Origin of the sequence: Proteiniclasticum sp. (genome assembly GCF_003514505.1) — a bacterium.
In the GTDB taxonomy this organism is placed as follows: Bacteria; Bacillota; Clostridia; order Clostridiales; family Clostridiaceae; genus Proteiniclasticum.
In genome coordinates, this window is sequence record NZ_DOPX01000026.1 from 40,408 (window position 1) to 60,460 (window position 20,053).

Genomic DNA, 20,053 nt, shown 5'->3' on the forward strand with positions numbered 1-20,053 from the left:
CCACCCCCTTTAAAGGTCATCTTCGCTGATCTCTTCATCGTCATCATCTGAGAGCTGCTCAATGATCTTGTCCAGTTTCTTGGTGGCGTTGATATTGGTCTCGACCTCTTTCTTGTCCACCCACATGCCATATCTCTTTCCTAAGAGTTCCGCGGCTTTGATGCGGTCTTTGGCAGATACCTCAATATCATCAATAACCTGTTCTCCCAGGCCTGCACCTACAAGAGTTTCTTCCTTGTGTTCCCCTCTCATTACTGCGGTGAGATACTTTAGGACTTCTTCCTGTTTGGCGATTGCCTGGTCTTCTAGTTCCTGCATCCTTTGGTCTATATAAAATCGTATTTGAGGTTTCTTGAGGTTCTCTGCTCCTGTCTGGTAAGCCGCTTTTGGTGCGTACCCCGCATTGATAGCCGATTGAGTAGCATTCCCCGTTGCAATATACTCATCAGCAAACTTCTTCTGTTTTATGGTTAATTTACTCATGAGCCTCACTCCTTTGTATAATAAAAGACACCCCGTAAGGGTGTCTTTTATTATAAGCTATACATTTATGCCGTTTTCAACAGAATTTTCCATTAAATAATTTTCTGATTTCTCCAGCTTGTTGTTATTATCACTGAACCAATTGTTGATCATTTCCATAACACTATCCGAGTGAAACAGCAATGCCTCATATTTCGTTCTTTCTCTTTCTATCGCCAAAATCACTTGATTATAATTTTCTCTTAGTTCGTCAAGCTTGTCTATAGATTCTTCTGAGAAGCTCATTCTTCCGCTAATTTTTTCTTCAAAAGTAACTTCTGCGAATTGTAATAATATCTTTTTCGCTTCTTCATGCTTTTCCTTCAAACTCTTTTCAATTTTTTTCTGTACTTCATGAACTGCATCCTCAGCATAAGCATTGCTAGTAACAGTAAGGTTCATCATGATTCCTCCAATACATTTTCTTTGAGTATAGCAAATATATTGAGATTCAACAATCTTATTTATTCCTCATCTGCTTCATGACCCCATTCTCACGCTTGTAACATCGTTCTTTCATACAGTTTTTAATATCTCCATATGGGTACTCGAGTTTATTGCTGCAATGCATACAAACTAAATATCTACCTTCTTTTAGTGTATATTCAATCTCTCTTGTGATTCCCTTTGTGGCTTTCCCACACTTTGAGCAAATCATCTTAATATCATTGTCAGCCATCCGCTCACCGCCTTTGCAAAATTAAATAGAGACCCGTAGCACTTGAGTGAGTCTCTATCTATAAAAATATATTAAGGAGGCATACTTTTACAGTTCCACCTTAGCACGAAAATAGTTGCCCAGTCTTGCCCTCTTTTAATAACTCATATTCTTGTAAGGCCAATCCATGCATTCGAACTGTTCTGTAATAGCTATAGCCTATCGCCAAAGCGATATCTTCAAAACTATTGTCTTTTGATTTTAAGTATCTGATACCTAATATTCTTCTATAAGCAGGATTCTCAATCCGATTTATTGTTTTAATAACATTCCGTTTAAAATCATAAAGATAATCCACTCTCTTGTTAATCTCTTTCCTAAGTTCGAGCATCTTAGATACTCCATCACTCATCTTGTCATTGCTTCCACTAGACTTTGGCATATCAGACAGCACCGGTGTAATTCTTGTGATACTTGTATATAGCTCTTCTAGCTGTTCTAATAAAAACTTAATCTCACAGTCTAAATGGTGTATTTGCTTCAGTTCCTCTTTAGCGGTCATTTTAACCCCCCCTTACTGAGTCCTAAAAATCGAAGTCTGTATTTGTCTCTCCGGATATGCCGCTGGCGCCTTATAGGATCTCTTGTAGATGGATTCAATTTCAGTGATCACCGCATTGAGGACCTGTTCGGAGAATATCGTCTGGCCATGCTTCATGTGCAAATCATTGGTCTTATCCATCAGCACCTGCCAGAACTCATCTGTTCCGGTTGGAGTGCTATGGTCCTTAAAGAGCTTCCAGGAGTCCGTTATGACTTCATAGTATTTTCTAAGCTCTGATTCAGTCATGTTTTGGATCACTCCAATCAATTTTAGTTCCGCATACACTACAGTACTTCTGACCAGCGTATAATATTTCATTTCTAGGGCATTCTGGGCATCCAGGTCTTTCATGATTATACATATCCATGTAATATCTAGGTTTCTTCGGGACCTGTTTCTCAGTGGCAGCAATGGCAATATTTAAAGGTTCAAGCACTCTTATTCCATCCACTCTAGCTGTTACCAATGCTATTCTCATTCTTTTCAGAACATCCAACGTTTCCTCAGGTTTCACCTCTACACCTCCTCGATCTTTATATATATTCCCGGGATTCTCGCCCAGAACTTTTCGATGATCACACTGGAAAATTGCTGATCTCCTACTTGCAAGTATCCAAGTGCTTCCATACAATCTTCCAAGAGTTTATTAGAATTACCCGCATCTGGTTTTGTATCCTTATACTGCCCATCTCGTTTGCCTTTTATGAGTGGAAAACACCACTTAACTGTTAATCTAAGAGGTCCTTTTAACTTCCTCTCTGGAATGTGTTGACCAAGGTGCGCCATCAGCTTAGCTCTAGCAGCTTCAAGATCATCAGGTTCGTAAAATATTGGTTTCCCTTTTACAACATGTACTTGTTTTTGTTGATGCGTTACTGTAGGTGGAATCATATGCATAAAGAACTCAATCATCTTGAACTACCTCCATTTCCTCGTCTGGTGCCGGGTGAACCTCAGACCCACAAAATGGGCAGTTGATAATCTTCTCTTGCTTCCCATCCTCTTCCGCTGGGAACCCGTCATCTGCTACATCAGTATATAAGCGATTTCCTAAGATGTAGCTTATAATGATCACATCACCAAAATATATGACATTAAAAGACTTGCCTTGTTTGCAGTATTTGCAACCAGTAGGTTTGTTATTCATCCTGCACCTCGATCTCTTCCTTGAGCCATTCAGACAGTTTTTTTAACCCCTTTGTAAATCCATGGTTATTGTAGTAGATATAGAGAATCAGCTTCTCATCGCTGAGTGAACGGATGTAATCGGCTCTTATAATTTTTTTACTCATATTCTTGATAATCCTCCTCAATATTTCTCTTTTTCATTTCTTTCACAATTTCATTCATGAGTGCTGAGTGTGTTTCTCCGACTGCTGGATCATACATACCAGACATCATGATTTTGTATGAACTCTCGATAGCCTGTCTTTTTAAAACATAAAGTTCATCATTTTCGAACTTTGAAAATTTCCTGTTCATTTCATTCTCCTTCCTGATACTTTTTATCAATCTTTCTGCTTTGAAAATTTTGCTTTAGTCATTGGATGAAATGGGACACTCCGTTAAAGGGGGCATGTTCATCTGCCCCTTTACGGTGTACCCATCATGACGGGTGGAGCAGACCTGCGACAGACAAATATTTATATTTATATAGTGTTTTTGTCGCAGGTATTTTGTCCTGTGACAAAAACATACTTTTATGTTAGTGTCGCAGGTTAGGTGCTAAGGGTGTGTCAAAAACATGATTTATGTATTTGTCACAGGTTCGTGTCACAGGTCAATTTATTTTCTATGTACCTGTGACAAAGTCTAATTTTCTGTTTTTGTCGCAGGTTCATGTTTTGTGATCACGGTCTCTTTTCCGTCTTCTTTTAAGGATGAAAATCCACCATGTTCTTTTATTCTTCTCCAAACTGTCCTCTTGGAGATACCTAAATGATCCGCAAGCGCATCCGCTGTGACCTCTTTTCCGTCCATCGAAAGTGATTCAAAAGCTATATCTATTTCAGATATTCTGTCATTCTTTTTGTTCTCTGGAGGCTTCCTTTTTTCAATTGCTTTTTGCCATGGTGGAGTCTCTCCTTCTGGTTTCATATCCTGGAGTGCTCCGTCGCGATCTATCCTATGAACCGGGTAGTCGAACCAGAAGTTGACCGGATTGAACTTAGGGAACTCTCTCAGTGTTCCATCCACTCTCCACGCTGTGCGCTGCTTGAGTGCTGTTAGCCTCTGATTAATGGTATCTGTCCACTCCTGGATCTGATGCTTCTGCAGCGCTGAATCGATATGCTGTGTCATCTTGCTGGCGCTGAGCTCATCATCCTGGTTAACGTGCTGCTGGAAGTATGTCAGGTTATGCTTTTTGATGATCTCCACGGATACTGCAGCAATGACTTTGTTTTCTTCCTGCTTTTTAAATGCGTCGGTAAGCTCCAGCTCTGTGAGATCCAGAAGTGCGTCCGGATCTCTTGCAAATACTCCAGAACCTGATGCACGGTCCATGGCCTTTTTACCGCCCTGGGCGCCTTTAGAGTGATGATGGCAGTATATGACTGCAGTACCAAGCTCAGTGCATATCTTGTCAAACTGATTGGCGAAATGAGCCATTTGATCTGCTGAGTTTTCATCTCCAGTGATGACCTTGTAAATCGGGTCAATGACTACCGCGATGTATTCCTTTTTGGCTGCTCTCCTGATCAGTTTAGGGGCCAGCTTATCCATAGGTACCGACTTACCTCTTAGGTTCCAAATATCGATATTGTCGATGTTGCTTGGAATCAATCCCAGCCCCTGGTAAACGTCCTTGAATCTGTGGAGGCATGATGACCGGTCCAGCTCCAAGTTGACGTACAGGATTCTGCCTTGCTCGCATTGCCATCCTAACCACTGGTGACCTTCTGCGACTGCGATACAGAGCTCAATAAGCGCGTATGACTTACCGGCCTTAGATGGTCCAGCAAGCAGCATTTTATGTCCCTGTCTCATAACATTGTGTATGAGAGGCGGTGACAGCGGCGGGAGGTTGTTAAAGAAATCTGATAGGCTTTCTGGATCCGGTAAATCATCGTTGATTGCCTCTATCCATTCATGCCATTCATTCCAGGTAGGCTTTCCTATGTTTGTTGCGATAAGGAACTGTTTCTTTCCATTTCGGATCACTCCAGGCATCCTGGAGAGCCTTGATGGGTTCTTGTTCTGCGTATCTATGACGAGGCCATTCTTTTTACACACGTTATAGAGATAATCAACGCGCTTCCTGTACTCTTCATAGCTGCCAGCGTCTACTTTGACTATGGCATGGATGCTTTTCTTCCCGGAATGAACCAGGGCTGCTATAGGAAGGTCCAGTTCCAACATGAGAGCGTGCTGCTTATCGAGATCCATGGAGTCGGACTCTACCAGCGCGTATCTGTACTCAGATACATTGGCATTTGAAATACCTTTTCCATCCACTGGATTGAACCGGATCCATGCGCCTACTTCTTCCTTGTAGTCACCAAGTACACTGCCAATGTCACCATCGCATTTGCCTAGAGCATCTATAAGCTGTCCAGCAGTACGGTCCCAGTTACCTTTAGATGGCTTCCATTCACCGTCTGCGTTCTCGTATACTGTTGTTACGTACGAAACATTGTCAGATGTGTCAAAGAGCGTCTCTAGGTACGTGGTAAGTTCTCTGACAGGGTTCCAGTCTTTAGGTTCCTCGATTTCTTTGCCCTCTACCCAAGCCTTGTCTATGACCACGTAATCGCGTCCAATCTCATCATTCCAGTCCAGCTCCCTATCTTCTTTCGATGCTGGTAGCCATCCATTGTCTTTTGCCATCTGCGTGATCGTTGCGCCTGTGACTGGTACTCCGGTACCTCTAAAAGTTGTCCACTTCTGGAAGCACTCTCCAGCTTTATACCTGGAGTCATTGCGACTCCAATTATCCCAGTCAGCTGCAGTGTAGCCCTCATGTTTTAAGGCCATGCCTACATTTGTCCATTCCTGGTAGGAGCACATGCTTGGATTGATATAGCTTAATAATTCAGTTAGGTTAAGCTTGCTTTCATTCATACTGACTCCTTACCAGCCTGCTGCTGATTGTGTTTCTACAGGTGGTTTATACATTTCGGGTGTGATGTCATGAGGAACTTTCCAACCGTTCCCTGCTATTCTGTCAATAAGCTTTCTAGCACTCTCAAACTCCCATGTTCCTACGTGTTTGAAGCCTTTCCCCTCGAGGAATCTGATCTGTTTTGGAGTGGTAAGCCCTTCATTTCGTCTTGCAGATAGTCTGTCTAAGAGGAGAGCTGCCTTTCCTGCATTATCAATTTCATCTGGCATGATACCCATCTTTTCAAGTGCCATGACCTGCTGTTCTGATGCAGGTGCCATCTCCCACCCAAAGGATGGTACGTAATTTGTAAGGTCTTCTGCCTGGATGGACATTTCAAACTGGAGCGGATCCACAAGCTTCTTTTTGCGTTTTCGCATCTCTTCCAATTTCTTGGCCAAGGCTTCTTCTCTTTCTGCTACTATATCAGAGGCCGCTTTCTGTTCAGCTTCTTCCAGGTCCATAGGCATTCCTGCCTCCTGGATGTTCTCGGTCATCTTCTTGGCCACTTCGTCATTCTGTGCGATCAAGTGAGCCGGGTGGCACAATTCATGTCGCTCTGTATGCCATAGAAAGTCTAAAAGAAGGAGATCCTCTTTACCTGGATGTAACCTAGTGCCACGCCCTACCATCTGACTATATAAGCTTCTAACTTTAGTAGGTCTGAGGACTACGATGCAATCTACTGATGGGCAGTCCCATCCCTCTGTGAGCAACATGGAGTTACAAAGCACATCGTATTTCCCAGCTTCAAAGTCTGCCAAGACTTCTGCTCTATCTTCACTTCCACCATTGACCTCTGCTGCGCGAAATCCTTTTTCTTCCAGGATGTCACGGAACTTTTGTGAGGTTCTTATGAGTGGGAGGAATACTACTGTTTTACGGTCTTTGCAGTGCTGGATCATCTCCTCTGCAATCTGATGGAGATACGGATCCAGTGCGTTTCCAAGGTCCGCCGTCTTAAAGTCTCCTGCTTGCTGTCCTACACCTGTAAGGTCCAGTTTTAGTGGTATAGTGAGCGCTTTTATTGGTGATAAAAATCCCTCTTTAATCGCCTTAGGCAGCGTGTACTCATACGCAAGGCTTTCAAAATAACTGCCAAGGTTCTTCATGTCTCCTCGGTCAGGTGTTGCAGTCACTCCAAGGACATTAGCCTGGTTAAAATACTGCAGCACTCTCTGGTATCCATCAGAGATACAATGATGAGCCTCATCCACTACGATTGTATTGAAATATCCTGGATCAAACTGGCTCAATCTCTTTTCTCTCATTAGGGTTTGAACTGATCCGACTACTACTCGGAACCAGCTGTCTAAGCTTGTCTGTTCCGCTTTTTCTGTGGCTGTCATCAGCCCTGTAGACTTGGCCAGCTTGTCCGCTGCCTGATCTAATAACTCTCCCCTGTGAGCGAGGACCAGCACTCTATCGCCGGTCCTTACTCTGTCCTCAATGATTTTTGAAAAAACGATGGTCTTACCTGTCCCGGTGGGGAGTACCAGGAGTGTCTTTTTATTGCCTTTTTCCCATTCTTGGAGGACGGCTGTTTTCGCCGCCTCCTGATATGGTCTTAGTTTCATTTGTCCTCACTCCTTAGAATTTTCCGGGGTTCCATCCTCCTGCAGCTGGTGCCTGCTGATCTTCTGAATAGATCCATTTCTTAACTTCGTTGTACTCTTTACCCTCGTGAGTTCTGTTTCCAATCTCACAGCGTCCTCTGGCTCCTGGTACAAGGTTCCAGTTCATTCTTAATGGTTCTCCTTTTTTCTTGAGACCAAGTGATCCAAAGAAAGAAGATAGTACCCACTCAGTCTTAGAGTGCAAGAGAAGCTTATTCTTGATCACAACTTCACCTTCTGGTGTGTTGATAGCGATTGACACCTCTGCCATAGGGCATGCAGGCATTTTATCGGAACCATTGAATCGTGCACGCTCAAGAAGCTTTACCGTAAATGGGTATTCACCTGGTTCCAGGAGGATAAAAGCATCATCCTTTGTGATTGTGTCATCCCAGCCAAACTCTCTCTCCATGTTGTCAAAATTGTTGTTATTCATAATCAATCAGTCTCCTTTAAATTAAAATTCTACGTATAGGTTTTCTTTATTCTTTTTGATGATTTCATACACCTGGTTCCAGGCTGCTACTAGCACGCCTTGGATAAATCCTGGGTCATAGTTTGCGATTGGTGTGTCGGCTGGATAGTATCCCTTTTGACCAACTACCTCCTGGATCTCTGCGGTGCTCACATTGTTTGCTCTCATAAGTTGTGCAAGTGCTGGAGGGATAGCAGCTGTGATCCCCAGTGGGATATCATAGTTTTCGTCCGGAACAGTAGGATCCATGGTCTTTTGTTCAGGTGGTGCAACCACGGTCTCTTTCTTCACTTCCTGCACTGAAGGTGCCTTAGGTTCTTCCACCTTCGGAGGAGTGATGCTCATAGGCTGAACCTGTTCCTGCTGCTGTGATGCTGGAGCACTTCCATTAAGGATATGAGCAATGTTCGAAAAGCTGAAAGGTAATTCATCCTGTAGGTTATGCCGGTTCTTTGCGTCCCACCATGGAGTACGTGTTGTGTACATGACTCTCTGGTTACCCTGGGCTTTGTTTTTGCCCTTTGTGGCTCCTTGCCCATCTACATTCATGACCATGGTCTTGTAGTTTGCAAAGAGCAGTACATCAGCCCATTCCTTAAGGAGAGGCATAGTCTTCTTTTCCAATTTCATCTGCCAGTGGTCATACCCTCCGACTTCTTCCGGCTGCTCAATCTTTTTAATTTCCGCATGAGCTGTGATCACAATGTTGATGCCCCTATCAATGAGCTCCTGGAGAGCGTTCAGGAATCTTCCAAACTCTTCCTCTAGGTACACATAACCTTTTCCGTATCCAAAGTCCTCAATACCGGTCTTTTTGGATCCTGCTACAATATGCTCTATGGCCAATCTTTCTGCCCAGTCAGCAGTATCTATGGCCAGTGTCTGACAGATATGAGGATTAGCCTTAACGTAAGCCACCTGGTTCATAAGCATTGTCCAGGATGACGGCTTGTCAAATCTTGCTACGTCCATATGGCTTGTGGAGTCTTCTGTGTCGATAAACACTACTCCTGGTGCCTGAGCCGCGAAAGTGGACTTTCCTATGCCTTCGGGACCATACAAAACAATCTTTTGTGGCTTCTTGATAACTCCTTTGCTGATATTCATATTTCTTCCTCCTTAAAATTTTCCTGGCTCCCAAACGGGTGCTGTTGTTACTTCGTTTGCTACCGGTTCTGTTTCATATGGTGTATCGTCCTTGATGTTGTAGCCGTCCTCGATGATAATCTGGCATTCCTCACCGCGGCTGACTCTTGTGGCTATTGCCTGGAGTCCTTCTGATTCAAGCCATGCTCCAAACTCTTTGAGAGTCTTTACATCCATCTGCTCAAGTTTATCCAGGAGGACAAAACCACAGTCTGGATTGAGCTTACGTACGATTGCTGTAGCTACTTTGAGCTGATCGCTGCCGGACATTCCATCCCACATGTAGCCGTTGTAGAGCAGTTCTCCCTCCACTACGGTCAGCCCAGGAAGTGGGAGGTTCGAGTTCTCCAAGAGCAGGCTCTTTTCAGTCCTTACCTTGCTGAGCTCCAGGGATAGCTTGTCGTACTTTTCCTGGTACTCTTTGGCGTCATCCTCGGCCTTTTCTTTATCCAGGTTAGCCCTTACCTTCCGATTGATTTCCTCCACATTTCTGATGGACTTCTCCAGCTCCTCTGTGGACTCGTCATGTAGATCCAAAGCACTCTTAGTGGCGATATCCATGTCAGATAAGATATCAGCTTCCCTGGCTTTTGCCTCCTGCAGCTTACGCTCCAGATCTAAAATAACCTGCCTGATGTTGTCCGCTTGACTCTTGATAAACTCCAGGTTGCGTCGCTTCTTTTGGTTCTCACCATTCCTGGCGAGGATTTCCTGCTGTTGCTGGATCAGGTCTGAGATTGATACTGGTTCCTTAGGGGCATCTGTATAATATGGCTGCTCCTTTGCGTATTTGACCTTCTGGTCAGCTACGACACCCATGGCATGACGCTGGTTATAAAGCTCCTTCTCACGCTGCTCTATTTCAAAGAGTTTTTGACCAACCCCAATCACCTGCAGGAGAGTGTTTGCTTTTTCTTTGGAGGTTGACTCCATAAACTTTGGAAGGTCCAATGCGAACTGGCTCACGAATGAATCTAGTAACTGCTGACCGGCTTTCCCACCGGATGGGTCTGTTACTTTTAGATCACTGTTCTTGCCCTTTCGCTCCACAATTAGACCGTTGCTCATAACGAGCTTTAGGGATGGTGGCAGTGTGGAGTCTTTACGCTGAGGTTCTGATGGCTTGTACTTATTACCTCCGAGAGCCCAGGCAATGGCATCCAGCACCGACGTTTTCCCTTGATTATTGTCACCACCGATGATGGTGAGGCCGTTCTCTGTTGGGTGGATCCTAACGGCTTTAACGCGTTTAACGTTCTCAATTTCGAGCTTGTTAATCTTAAGACTCATTCAATTTCCCTCCAGATCATCTAGATTAATATTTAGTGGTTCTTCGCCTGCCTTATATTCAAGTTCAATTGGAACTATGCTTTCAGGCTTGAAAATAATTTTATACTTATATGGATTAACATCAGCGGTCCCAATCTGTTCCACTGTATATGTCACATTGTCGCTCAACCCCAAAAAGTGCTTTTGATACTGATCAGGTCCAATCTTCGCTGTAACTTCCAACTGCCTGTCTGCATTATCAATGTGGATGGACATGTTACCGATCATCTCCAGGATGTAGGTATTGGTTATGGAGTTATAAAACACCACTCTGCGAGTGACCCTGAACTCATCGGCTTCTTTACTGATGTTATATGACACCGTGTCCGCTTCACTGTTGCATCCGGTAAATACAGTACCGATAAGTAGAAGCATTACTGCGATGACAAGATGTTTCCTATTTCTCATCGATTTTCTCCTCTTTGTCTTGATTCTTTTCCCAGAGTGCCATAGCCTTAGTGATTTCCAAACAGAGCCGTGTTGAGCTACAACCAATTTCATCAGATAATACCTTGATGGAATATGATACACACTCTAGTAGTTCCCCTAGAGCACCTTCCATTTCACCTGACGTAATACCCTCGTACCTTGTGATGTTTATAGTTGCTACCGGTGTTCCTTTTATTTCTTCCATTTTTCATCCTCCTAGTGATATAATTTAGTTGATCAATTACCTTTGCCACTTTTAGGATTGCCGTCCTAAGGTGGCTTTTTCTATTTCTTCATCACATTCCCAATCTTTCATTGGATAGAGCGCGTCTGATCCGTCTGGCTTGCGCACTACATAGCAGTCCGTTGTCTGCAACTTAATCACTCCAGTCTCCTGATATCCACTTTCTCGGTGAGTCATGATTACGTTCATTCCTCTTCCTCCAATCTCAAATCCATTTTCAAAACAGTGATTTCGTTCTCCAGCCATGCCATGAATCTTTGTCTAGATGATTCATCCACTATTTGAGTTCCTTGGTACTGTGGATGTTTAGGCGTATAAATCGACCACCACATATTCTTCCCTTCAATCAGCTGATCTCTCAGTTTTTCTAAATCTTCAAGCTGTTTCAGTTTTTGGGAATTGATTAATATCTGCTCTCGTTTCATTCCTCTTCCTCCTCCTCATCCTCCCATCTAACTGGCATTGCGTATTCTTTTTGATGTAGGCTGTTGCTAGCCTCGCACCACAAAACACTCATAACTAATTCAGCCTGTTCATGGCAATAAGTTCCGAGTATCACCGTTTCACGTTCCAGTTTGGCCAGGATGTTGGTGTCTTTCTCGTTGACCTTGATTGACCTGAATCTTTCGACCTTTAAGACCTGGTCTCCGTTTTGGGATCTAATCCACATTTACTTCACTCCTCAACTTTTCCTCTGCAGCATCTTTGATTACATCCAGCAGCTCATTGGCTAGCTGACTAAGCATCGGCTCATATTTTGCTGTTACTTCAAGTGCCTTGTCTAAAACACCAAGCTGCTCAATTAGTGGTGTCAGATTAATGTCTAAGGTTTGAGACCCCTCGAATTGTACTAAAGTTAAATAGGTTATTTTTTGCATTTATTTCATTCCTCCTTCCAACAGTGCTTTTACGATGGCAGCAGTGCAGGCAATAAAGATGATCAGTTTTGTCAGCCAGGCTAAAAACTTCATACCGAGAGTAGAGCCAGCATCAACAGCGCAGTGAAGATCCCGACGATCATCACTACAGACATAGCTACAGCTTCGATCTTGGTCTCTTCCTCCTGGTACCGGCAATCTCTCCAGTCCTGGATGTCCTTGTAGTTTTTTCTCATGTGATCACTCCTTTCTCTCTTTAGTAATCTGATAAACGTATTCGACCAGCTTGGATATGTACTCTTCTTGATCAATGTCGGTTTCTGTTACAGTTTTACTGAGTAATTTTCCAGTTTTTCTGCAAATCTTCTTACGTACTGCGTAAACCACCTTTACCTCCTTTTAGGTTGAGAATACTCAACTTCTAAAGTAAAAAAATTTCACTTACCTCTTCATCAGTCAAATTAAGCTTAACTTTAATTTTGCGAAGATCATCCACAGTTATCCTAGTCTCCCCGTTGAGTTTTTTATAAACAGCCTGCGAACTGATTTCAAGTGCATCAGCAATATCCTTCACTGTACAGTTCATCTCGAGGAGCTTCATTTTGAATTTTGTCTCGTTCATGGTCTCACCTCCAATCGGTTGAGTATTCTCAACTTGTGTTTATTATAAAGGGGGTTGTTGCATAAAGTCAACCGCAAATTGTAAACTTTTTAAAATTGGTTGATTAATTTCAACCTCTAGTTTAAAATATAGACAACGAAAGGAGGTGAGTTATAGATGAAGCAAAATATCGGAATGTCCATTAAGACGAGAAGAGAACAATTAGATCTTACACAGCAACAGGTTGCTGATTACGTAGGAGTCAGCAAATCAGCAGTATCCAGATGGGAATCTGGAGATGTCGCGAACATGGGAATCGACAAATTATCGAAGTTATCAGAAGTATTATCAGTATCACCACTAGATATAATAAACGAATCAGATTTAACTCTAAAAATAGTACCAAACAAAAATAATACAGCACCAGTTCCGCTTCTCGGATCGATTGCTGCAGGATCTCCGATACTGGCAGAGCAAAACATTGAAGACTATTTTAATCTAGACAAAAAGATCAAAGCTGATTTTTGCCTACGGATAAAGGGAGACAGTATGATCAATGTCAATATCATGGATGGAGACATAGTATTTATTAAAAAACAGGAAGACTTAGACAATGGAGAGATAGGGGCTGTTCTGGTGGGAGATTCAGCAACGCTGAAGCGGTTCTACCGAATGGATGGAGAAGTTTACCTTCAAGCAGAAAACCCAGCATATAAGCCTATAGTGATTTCTGGAGAAGAAGCAATGATCCTTGGGAAAATGGTTGCGAGCTTGAGACAGTACAAATAGACAACAGGGAGCAGTCGCGAAGCTCCCTTTTGTTTTAATTTTAAGAGGTGATTGATTAATGAAAGTAGTTAGCTACTCCCGGTATAGCTCGGACAATCAAAGAGAAGAATCAATAGAAGCGCAACAGAGAGCAATTAACAAGTATTGCGAAGACAAAGGTTACACACTCACTAGAAATTACATAGACCTTGCACTCTCAGCAACCAATGATAATAGACCGGAATTTCAGAAGATGATCAGCGACAGTAAGAGCGGTTTGTTTCAAGCTGTTGTAGTTCACAAGCTCGACAGATTCGCACGTAATCGTTATGATAGTGCAATATATGGCAGAAAGCTACAGCAAAATGGAGTAAAAGTAATCTCTGTAATGGAAAACCTAGATGACTCTCCTGAAAGTATAATTCTTCGATCTGTTATCGAAGGGTACAACGAGTATTATTCTCTTAATCTTGCGCGCGAAACGATGAAAGGACTAAAAGAGAATGCCTATACTGCAAGACACAACGGAGGACAGCCACCTTACGGTTATAGTGTGGGGCCGGATAAAAAATACATAATCAATCCATCGGAGGCTGAAGCGGTCAGAGTCGCGTATAAATTATATTGCGATGGGCTAGGGTATATCCAGATTTCTAATGCTTTGGATGAATTAGGTTATAGGACCAGGACCGGAAAGAGATTTTCCAAGAATACAATCTATGACATGCTTGGCAACGAGAAATATACCGGGGTCTATGTTTATAACAAGAGAGCATCAACAAGTAATGGGATAAAGCAAAATAGAAAACACAAGGATCCGGAGGATATAATCAGGATAGAAGATGGAATGCCTGCAATTATTTCGAAAAATGATTACGAAAAGGTTATGCACATGAGGAATAAGAATAAGCGCATCGGAGGAAAATACAAGAGTGAAGAATATGCGTTATCTGGAATTATAAAATGCGGGAAATGTGGTGGTGCTATGGTCGGCAACAAGTACCAAGGCGGAAGAGACAGAGGTACGCTCTATGTCACTTACCAATGCAGCACGAGAAAAAGAACAAAAGGATGCGATATGAAGTCAATTAATCGAGATTACATAGAATCGGAGGTTTATCTGAACCTAAAGGAAGAAATCTTGGATAAGCTCGAGACCAAAGAGTTTCAAATCAATTTGGCCAACAGAATGGATGAAGGTGGAAAAGAGCTAAAGATAAAGTTGCTTTCCAGTCAGAAGAAACTGGATGACATAAATAAACAGCTCGAGAACATTGTTAATGCGGTTTCCGCGGGTATGGATCCAACGGTTTTTATCGATAAATCTAACGATCTAAACAAACAGAAACAGCAGTTGATGGATGTTATCAGCTCGGCGAAGTTTGAGATCATCGAGGAAAGTATCCAAATGGAAAGAGTTAGGGATACTATAAAAAGAGCTGAAATAGATAAGGATCTCACAGCACTATTTAAAGCAGTTATCAGAGAAGTTGTTGTGACTGAGGATGATTTTGTAGTTGAATATCTAATTATGGATAGGGTATAGCACCCCTCATCTCCACCATTATGATGGTCAAGAAAGCTTACATGGTTAAAGAACCAGTGTTATCAAGCTTTCTTGACCTTTATTATTATCTTTTTTTCTTCGATGCGTGATTATTGCATACACTCAAAACTCATATGACATTATAAATAAGTAGGGAGGCTGCAACTTGAAGAACGAAGAGATTATAAAAGAATATCATAATTATCAAAAAAAAATAGGAACTAGAATCAATCTTTATAGAGAAGTTACTCGGTTATTTGAAGTTAAATGCGCACTATATCCCGGTAGTCATATCGATATTTCTCCATCGTTAGTTATACCACATGTTATATATGTAGATAATTTCAAAGGAAGTATGCGTTTCTTTAAGAATATTGAATTAATAAAAGCAATTATCGAGGAACAAAAAGAATACTTGGAGAAGTGTGAAATATCATTTCTTGGTCAGGATTATACCCAGAAAATGTCCATCGAACCTGTAGATCTTATAATCTCCCAATTCGCTGGATTCGTTGGACAAGCTACTAAGCACCACTTAAAGGTTGGCGGTATCTTACTCTGTAACGATAGCCATGGAGATGCAACATTATCTAGATTTGATGACGATTTTGAACTGATAGGTGTCATGGATCAGAATAATACATTCAGCGACTCAGACTTAAACAAGTATTTTCTTAGATCAAGTGGTGAACCCGTTGATCTGACGGCAGTATATGAAAAAATGAAAGGGCCAAAGTACTCGTTAACCGCTGAAAACTATCTTTTCCGTAAGGTCAAATGATTTCCATCTAGCTGTATCAACGTTACTTTTTGCTTTGCATGTTACTTCTCCTGAAGAGACTTCATGCTTTGGGATAATATTCACATCCAACCCCATCTGATGCCATTGTTTCGGCTTCAGATGGGGCTTTTCATTCTCATATCTATGGGAGATTAGAAACTGTATTCAGTAAACATGTCTAAGATTATTGAGCACCATCTTCATGAAGTCCGGGATTTCATCTGCATGGCTTTTGGAGACATCTTGAAGGTCTTGACAAAAGCTTTGTAGAAGGTGGCATAATCAGAAAACCCACTCTCATAGGCAACTTCAGAAATATTGCGGCCAAGAAGTATCGCATTCTTCGCATGAACAAGCCTTTGCTGAAGTACTGTCTGATAGAACGTCAAGTTATGTTTTTCTTTGAAAAGGTGTGTGATTTTTGACTTACTTACACTAAATATCTCAGACATTCTCTGTAAGGATAAGTCTTCAACATAGTGCTCCTGAATGTAATTAATCATATCTTTCATAAGTTGTACGCTGTCTTTTTTCTCTACCGTTTTAAGCTTTCTATAGTACAAAGTTCTGTTAAGATGAACAAGTGTAGAGATAAAAAGCGCTTCGATGGCTGGAGAACAGCAGATATTATGTTGTACTTTCTCTGAATACATCATAAAGGCAACGGAATGCAGTCCTTGCCAAGTGGCACTTGGTGTTCTTAGTACATAACAGTTCTCTCCGTCCGGAAACTCAAATACTTCCTTGAGCTCTGGATATCTATAAACAAAGCTCCTCCAGAAGTTTTCTTTGAAGTATACAACAATAGAAGCTTTCCACTTCTCAATCTCTCCAAAGCTGGATACTTTTATGTCTGTAGACGCTTTTGTTAATAGAATATCTCCCTCTTCTAAAGAAATAAACTGGTGATCATGCATAAAAGAAAAATCGCTGCACTTACTGAATAGCAGCAGATATCTTTCAGAACAAGTCTCCATATTTTCATCCTCAAGTAGAAACTCTTCTAACGTGCATACACAAAGCTCCTCGTTTCTTTGGTCCATCTTCATCCTCACTCCTCCATTTCTTCAGAACTATACTGTATTAAAATTTTGCTATATTTGAAATGTTTTATATGATTATAGCAATTTTTTCAATGTATTCACAGTGTTATATTGTTATGAGAAAATACGTTTTCAGATGATCAACAATAATTACAACGAGGAGTATAGTATGAAAAAATTTGGTATAAGAGATCAGGTAGGATACCTCTTTGGAGACATGGCCGGAAGTTTTGTGAATCTTTATGTGGATGCTTTTTTCCTTACATTCTGCACCTACGTGCTTGGTGTGAGTCCTACTTTATGGCTTCCCTTTTCTTGGGTGCAAGACTGTGGGATGCAGTCAATGATCCGATTATCGGTTCATTCCCAGACAGATGGTCCCTTGGAAAATCAGGTGATAAGTTCAAACCCTACATTAAGGTTGCTATGTTTCCCTTGGCATTATCTGTAATGCTCGCATTCTACGATGTCTCTCTATGGTCCGAAACATCCAAACATATCTGGATAGTTGCTGTCTATGTGTTTTATGGTATGTGCTATACCGGAACTTCAATGCCCTATGGCTCTTTAGTTGCCGTAATCACAGATGATCCAGTGGAACGCACTAAACTTTCCAGAGCACGCTCCTTTGGCGGTCTCATCGTAGGTGCAGGATTCCTCTCTGCAGTCCCACAGTTCATATTCAATAAGGAAGGGCAAGTGGTTTCAGAAAACTTTTTCTATATCGGTATTTTATTTGGTGTTCTTTCATTACTTAGCTACATCCTGACGTTGAAACTCACCACCGAAAGAGTTCGCCAGAAAAAAGTAGAAACTGAGAAATTCAATTACAGCAAGGTTCTCAAAAGTGTACTGAAAAACCGCCCTCTCATCGGAGTGATGGTCGCAACAGTTGGAAGTCTTCTATATATCACCGGAAACAGCCAGCTTGGCGCGTACATCTATAAAGAGTATTATCATGCGCCTCAGCTCCTGACTCTTGTCTCATTAAGCTCCATTCCCATAATGTTTGTTGCTTTTCCAGTGATACCAAAGCTGTCAGCAAAATACGGAAAGCGGAATTTGATCCTTCTGTCCACCGCAGTAAACTTTGTATTTTCCTTGTTCTTGCTTATTGTTCCCATAAAAGACGTATATCTCTTCCTCCTTCTATATACTATAAGCAATGTCGGCCAAACGGTATTTATCATGCTGATTTGGGCTTTGGTCACAGATACTTTAGATTATCATGAATATATTACAGGAGAGAGAAGTGACGGCTCTTTGTTCTCCATTTACACATTTTCAAGGAAAATCGGTTCTACACTTGCGTCAACATTAGCCAGCATGATGCTGGGAATTGTCGGTTTTGTTTCAGGTGCCGCTGCTCAAACTCCAGAGGTTGCAGAAAACATCAGAACTCTTACAACTGCTGTACCTGTCCTCACCACTCTACTCCAACTCATTGGAATTGGTCTAATTTTCAACTTATCAAAAGAGAGAATGGATGAGATTCAGCTGGAACTGAAAAATAAACGATTATCAACAGCCAACTAAAGGAGGTTTCACATGAGAACTAGAATTTTTTCAAAATTGACCAATGACGAAGCGGAAGCCTACCTGCAAAATTACTCCACCATCATCGTACCAGTGGGAACTGTAGAGATGCACGGAGACTTTCCGCTGGACTGTGAGACGGTGGTTTCTGAAGCCATTGCCTTGAAAATGGCAGAAAAAACAAACTCTGTCATCCTGAACAATCTTCCCTACTTTTACGCAGGTGCTACACTTGCCGGCCGAGGAACTGTCCAAGTAGGAATCCGTGAAGGAATCGATTACCTTTTTGCCATCGCAAAATCACTGAAAAGACAAGGATTCAACCGTCAAATCTATCTCAGCTTCCATGGTCCTGCCCATATGACGCTCAGTCCATTGGTGAGAGATTTTTTTGAGGAGACAAAGACGCCCATACTTTTTGTGGATATCATTATGGCACTTATGAAGCACGCGAAAGACCTGATTCCTAATGGAAATTTCTACGATATTTACGTTGGAGCATACAAAATCATGGGAAGACTTGATGACGTTCCATTAAATCCCGATAAAAAGGAGGAATCATTGACTGAGTCATCCGTATCACAGTTCCAGAATGTCTTTTCCCTGGCCTATCAGTCTGCAGCAGTCGGATACTACTTCGGCGAGAAGTCAGACCACGCACAAACTCCAGTCATAAGAAATGCGGAACAAAGACTGGAAATGGCAGACCGTGGTGTGAAGATCATAGAAGATCTCGTCGAGAAAATTGATCTTCCGTCTATCCTAACCTCATTAGACCAGCTGGACGATTTCTACCATAGTGAAGTGCTGAAAAAATATGGTGAATGGCTCTAAGAAATTTATATACTGAAGTTTATCAAAGAAAGGAAGGATCTCCCTTCCTTTTTATATTTTATAGACGCACCTCTTTTCCATAGGCTCTTCAACTGAATCATTCATCTGTTGAGTCTATTTTCCGTATCTCGTCCTCATAAATGAAGTCGAAAATACCAAGAATTATACCAAGAATTAACAAATTAAAATGTTAATAAATATTTAACTTTTACATGTTATGGTGTAAAATATCAGTATCAGTAAAATACCCAAACAGGTGGTGATAAAATGACACTCTATATCATCGGAGACAGCTTGGTCACAGGATTTGGTGTTGCTAACGGCAAAAGTTGGCTGGACCTCGTTCAGCAAGAATCCACTCAGTCACTGATAAATAAAGGTAATGACGGCGATACAACTTCTGATATACTCCTCCGATTACATGAGGATGTTATTTCCCATACTCCGGACACTATGTTCATCCTTGCAGGAACGAATGATGCATTGGCAGGAAGGACAGCCAATACCATCTACAATAATGTGCTGCAGATCATAAAAGAATGCATCAACTCGGGCATTGTACCGATTATCATTCTTCCTCCATTTATTCATGTGGAAACAGCAGCGAAGCAACATCCTGACTCCAGGGAGTCCTTCGAAAGTGCTTCTACTACACTTAAAAGATACAGAAGACTCATCGAAGACTATTGTATTGATGAGAGAATCGATACCATTGACTTTAATAAAGCATTCATACTCTCAGACGTAGAACTGGAACCTGAACTGTATTATCTGGATGGGATTCATTTCACAGAAATGGCTCATAAAAAATTTGCAGACAAGTTTTTATATAAATATAACTATATTCTGGCTCATAAGAACCCAGCAGACTATATCATCAATTATGATACTGTCATTACCACAGAGAACTGAAATAAGGACCCGCAATGATGCGGGTCCTC

The 20,053-nt window shown here is 41.8% G+C and carries 29 protein-coding genes; 6 read left to right on the forward strand and 23 right to left on the reverse strand.

Features of this window, described 5'->3' with window-relative positions; translation table 11 throughout:
* Positions 1 to 9: 9 nt before the first annotated feature.
* The 22 genes from DEF30_RS08310 to DEF30_RS08415 form a co-directional block, all read right to left on the reverse strand.
* Positions 10 to 483: a terminase small subunit gene (locus DEF30_RS08310; protein ID WP_294098106.1), complete on the reverse strand. Its 474-nt coding sequence runs from the start codon at positions 481 to 483 to the stop codon at positions 10 to 12.
* Between the two features lie 57 nt (positions 484 to 540).
* Complete coding sequence (locus DEF30_RS08315; protein WP_294098108.1) at positions 541 to 927, reverse strand: hypothetical protein; 387 nt, start codon at positions 925 to 927, stop codon at positions 541 to 543.
* A 55-nt stretch (positions 928 to 982) separates the two neighbouring features.
* A complete protein-coding gene (locus DEF30_RS08320) occupies positions 983 to 1,201 on the reverse strand; it encodes a hypothetical protein (RefSeq protein WP_294098110.1) in 219 nt (72 codons plus the stop codon).
* Positions 1,202 to 1,301: 100 nt separating this feature from the next.
* On the reverse strand, positions 1,302 to 1,742 hold the full coding sequence (locus tag DEF30_RS08325; protein ID WP_294098111.1) for a hypothetical protein: 441 nt from the start codon (positions 1,740 to 1,742) through the stop codon (positions 1,302 to 1,304).
* A gap of 12 nt (positions 1,743 to 1,754) precedes the next feature.
* Entirely contained in the window at positions 1,755 to 2,030 is a 276-nt protein-coding gene (locus tag DEF30_RS08330; RefSeq protein WP_294098113.1) for a hypothetical protein, read from the reverse strand.
* Entirely contained in the window at positions 2,023 to 2,298 is a 276-nt protein-coding gene (locus tag DEF30_RS08335; RefSeq protein ID WP_294098114.1) for a hypothetical protein, read from the reverse strand. The genes DEF30_RS08330 and DEF30_RS08335 overlap by 8 nt, the downstream gene beginning before the upstream one ends.
* A 2-nt stretch (positions 2,299 to 2,300) precedes the next feature.
* Positions 2,301 to 2,696 carry a RusA family crossover junction endodeoxyribonuclease gene (locus DEF30_RS08340; protein ID WP_294098116.1) on the reverse strand — a complete coding sequence of 132 codons (396 nt, stop codon included), beginning with the start codon at positions 2,694 to 2,696 and terminating at the stop codon, positions 2,301 to 2,303.
* 227 nt (positions 2,697 to 2,923) lie between these two features.
* Positions 2,924 to 3,076 (reverse strand): hypothetical protein, encoded by a 153-nt coding sequence (locus DEF30_RS08345; RefSeq protein WP_294098118.1) that lies wholly within the window; start codon positions 3,074 to 3,076, stop codon positions 2,924 to 2,926.
* Positions 3,069 to 3,266, reverse strand: a complete 198-nt coding sequence (locus DEF30_RS08350; protein ID WP_294098120.1) for a hypothetical protein — start codon at positions 3,264 to 3,266, stop codon at positions 3,069 to 3,071. The genes DEF30_RS08345 and DEF30_RS08350 overlap by 8 nt, the downstream gene beginning before the upstream one ends.
* 330 nt (positions 3,267 to 3,596) lie before the next feature.
* Positions 3,597 to 5,846 (reverse strand): AAA family ATPase, encoded by a 2,250-nt coding sequence (locus tag DEF30_RS08355; RefSeq protein WP_294098122.1) that lies wholly within the window; start codon positions 5,844 to 5,846, stop codon positions 3,597 to 3,599.
* 9 nt (positions 5,847 to 5,855) lie between these two features.
* On the reverse strand, positions 5,856 to 7,463 hold the full coding sequence (locus tag DEF30_RS08360; protein ID WP_294098124.1) for a DEAD/DEAH box helicase: 1,608 nt from the start codon (positions 7,461 to 7,463) through the stop codon (positions 5,856 to 5,858).
* Positions 7,464 to 7,476: 13 nt separating this feature from the next.
* Complete coding sequence (locus DEF30_RS08365; protein ID WP_294098125.1) at positions 7,477 to 7,938, reverse strand: DUF669 domain-containing protein; 462 nt, start codon at positions 7,936 to 7,938, stop codon at positions 7,477 to 7,479.
* Positions 7,939 to 7,959: 21 nt separating this feature from the next.
* Positions 7,960 to 9,084, reverse strand: a complete 1,125-nt coding sequence (locus DEF30_RS08370) for an ATP-binding protein (RefSeq protein ID WP_294098127.1) — start codon at positions 9,082 to 9,084, stop codon at positions 7,960 to 7,962.
* A gap of 12 nt (positions 9,085 to 9,096) precedes the next feature.
* Positions 9,097 to 10,413, reverse strand: coding sequence for an AAA family ATPase (locus DEF30_RS08375; RefSeq protein ID WP_294098129.1), 1,317 nt, complete (start codon positions 10,411 to 10,413; stop codon positions 9,097 to 9,099).
* Positions 10,414 to 10,860, reverse strand: coding sequence for a hypothetical protein (locus DEF30_RS08380; protein WP_294098131.1), 447 nt, complete (start codon positions 10,858 to 10,860; stop codon positions 10,414 to 10,416). It abuts the gene before it with no gap.
* Positions 10,850 to 11,086, reverse strand: a complete 237-nt coding sequence (locus DEF30_RS08385) for a hypothetical protein (protein WP_294098133.1) — start codon at positions 11,084 to 11,086, stop codon at positions 10,850 to 10,852. The genes DEF30_RS08380 and DEF30_RS08385 overlap by 11 nt, the downstream gene beginning before the upstream one ends.
* A 51-nt stretch (positions 11,087 to 11,137) precedes the next feature.
* The gene (locus DEF30_RS08390) at positions 11,138 to 11,302 is read right to left on the reverse strand and encodes a hypothetical protein (protein WP_294098134.1); all 165 of its coding nucleotides are present in this window, start codon (positions 11,300 to 11,302) and stop codon (positions 11,138 to 11,140) included.
* Positions 11,303 to 11,310: 8 nt separating this feature from the next.
* Positions 11,311 to 11,550: a hypothetical protein gene (locus DEF30_RS08395; protein ID WP_294098136.1), complete on the reverse strand. Its 240-nt coding sequence runs from the start codon at positions 11,548 to 11,550 to the stop codon at positions 11,311 to 11,313.
* Entirely contained in the window at positions 11,547 to 11,795 is a 249-nt protein-coding gene (locus DEF30_RS08400; protein WP_294098138.1) for a hypothetical protein, read from the reverse strand. Before DEF30_RS08400 ends, DEF30_RS08395 begins: the two co-directional genes overlap by 4 nt.
* The gene (locus DEF30_RS08405) at positions 11,785 to 12,003 is read right to left on the reverse strand and encodes a hypothetical protein (protein WP_294098141.1); all 219 of its coding nucleotides are present in this window, start codon (positions 12,001 to 12,003) and stop codon (positions 11,785 to 11,787) included. Before DEF30_RS08405 ends, DEF30_RS08400 begins: the two co-directional genes overlap by 11 nt.
* An 89-nt stretch (positions 12,004 to 12,092) precedes the next feature.
* A complete protein-coding gene (locus tag DEF30_RS08410) occupies positions 12,093 to 12,239 on the reverse strand; it encodes a hypothetical protein (RefSeq protein ID WP_294098144.1) in 147 nt (48 codons plus the stop codon).
* Positions 12,240 to 12,424: 185 nt separating this feature from the next.
* The gene (locus tag DEF30_RS08415) at positions 12,425 to 12,625 is read right to left on the reverse strand and encodes a helix-turn-helix domain-containing protein (RefSeq protein WP_294098147.1); all 201 of its coding nucleotides are present in this window, start codon (positions 12,623 to 12,625) and stop codon (positions 12,425 to 12,427) included.
* A gap of 156 nt (positions 12,626 to 12,781) precedes the next feature.
* On the opposite strand from DEF30_RS08415, the gene lexA reads away from it, so the two are divergent.
* From lexA to DEF30_RS08430, 3 genes are all read left to right on the forward strand, one after another.
* On the forward strand, positions 12,782 to 13,393 hold the full coding sequence (gene lexA, locus DEF30_RS08420; RefSeq protein ID WP_294098149.1) for a transcriptional repressor LexA: 612 nt from the start codon (positions 12,782 to 12,784) through the stop codon (positions 13,391 to 13,393).
* 58 nt (positions 13,394 to 13,451) lie between these two features.
* Positions 13,452 to 14,918, forward strand: coding sequence for a recombinase family protein (locus tag DEF30_RS08425; protein WP_294098151.1), 1,467 nt, complete (start codon positions 13,452 to 13,454; stop codon positions 14,916 to 14,918).
* Between the two features lie 166 nt (positions 14,919 to 15,084).
* Positions 15,085 to 15,699, forward strand: a complete 615-nt coding sequence (locus tag DEF30_RS08430) for a hypothetical protein (protein WP_294098152.1) — start codon at positions 15,085 to 15,087, stop codon at positions 15,697 to 15,699.
* Positions 15,700 to 15,899: 200 nt separating this feature from the next.
* On the opposite strand, the gene DEF30_RS08435 is transcribed toward DEF30_RS08430, so the two are convergent.
* The gene (locus tag DEF30_RS08435; RefSeq protein ID WP_294098156.1) at positions 15,900 to 16,748 is read right to left on the reverse strand and encodes an AraC family transcriptional regulator; all 849 of its coding nucleotides are present in this window, start codon (positions 16,746 to 16,748) and stop codon (positions 15,900 to 15,902) included.
* 294 nt (positions 16,749 to 17,042) lie between these two features.
* Between DEF30_RS08435 and DEF30_RS08440 the strand changes: the two genes are divergently transcribed.
* The 3 genes from DEF30_RS08440 (at position 17,043) to DEF30_RS08450 (ending at position 20,024) form a co-directional block, all read left to right on the forward strand.
* Positions 17,043 to 18,278 carry a glycoside-pentoside-hexuronide (GPH):cation symporter gene (locus DEF30_RS08440; RefSeq protein WP_366409609.1) on the forward strand — a complete coding sequence of 412 codons (1,236 nt, stop codon included), beginning with the start codon at positions 17,043 to 17,045 and terminating at the stop codon, positions 18,276 to 18,278.
* 12 nt (positions 18,279 to 18,290) lie between these two features.
* Positions 18,291 to 19,112 carry a creatininase family protein gene (locus tag DEF30_RS08445; protein WP_294098157.1) on the forward strand — a complete coding sequence of 274 codons (822 nt, stop codon included), beginning with the start codon at positions 18,291 to 18,293 and terminating at the stop codon, positions 19,110 to 19,112.
* A gap of 267 nt (positions 19,113 to 19,379) precedes the next feature.
* Positions 19,380 to 20,024: a GDSL-type esterase/lipase family protein gene (locus tag DEF30_RS08450; protein ID WP_074910726.1), complete on the forward strand. Its 645-nt coding sequence runs from the start codon at positions 19,380 to 19,382 to the stop codon at positions 20,022 to 20,024.
* Positions 20,025 to 20,053: the final 29 nt, after the last annotated feature.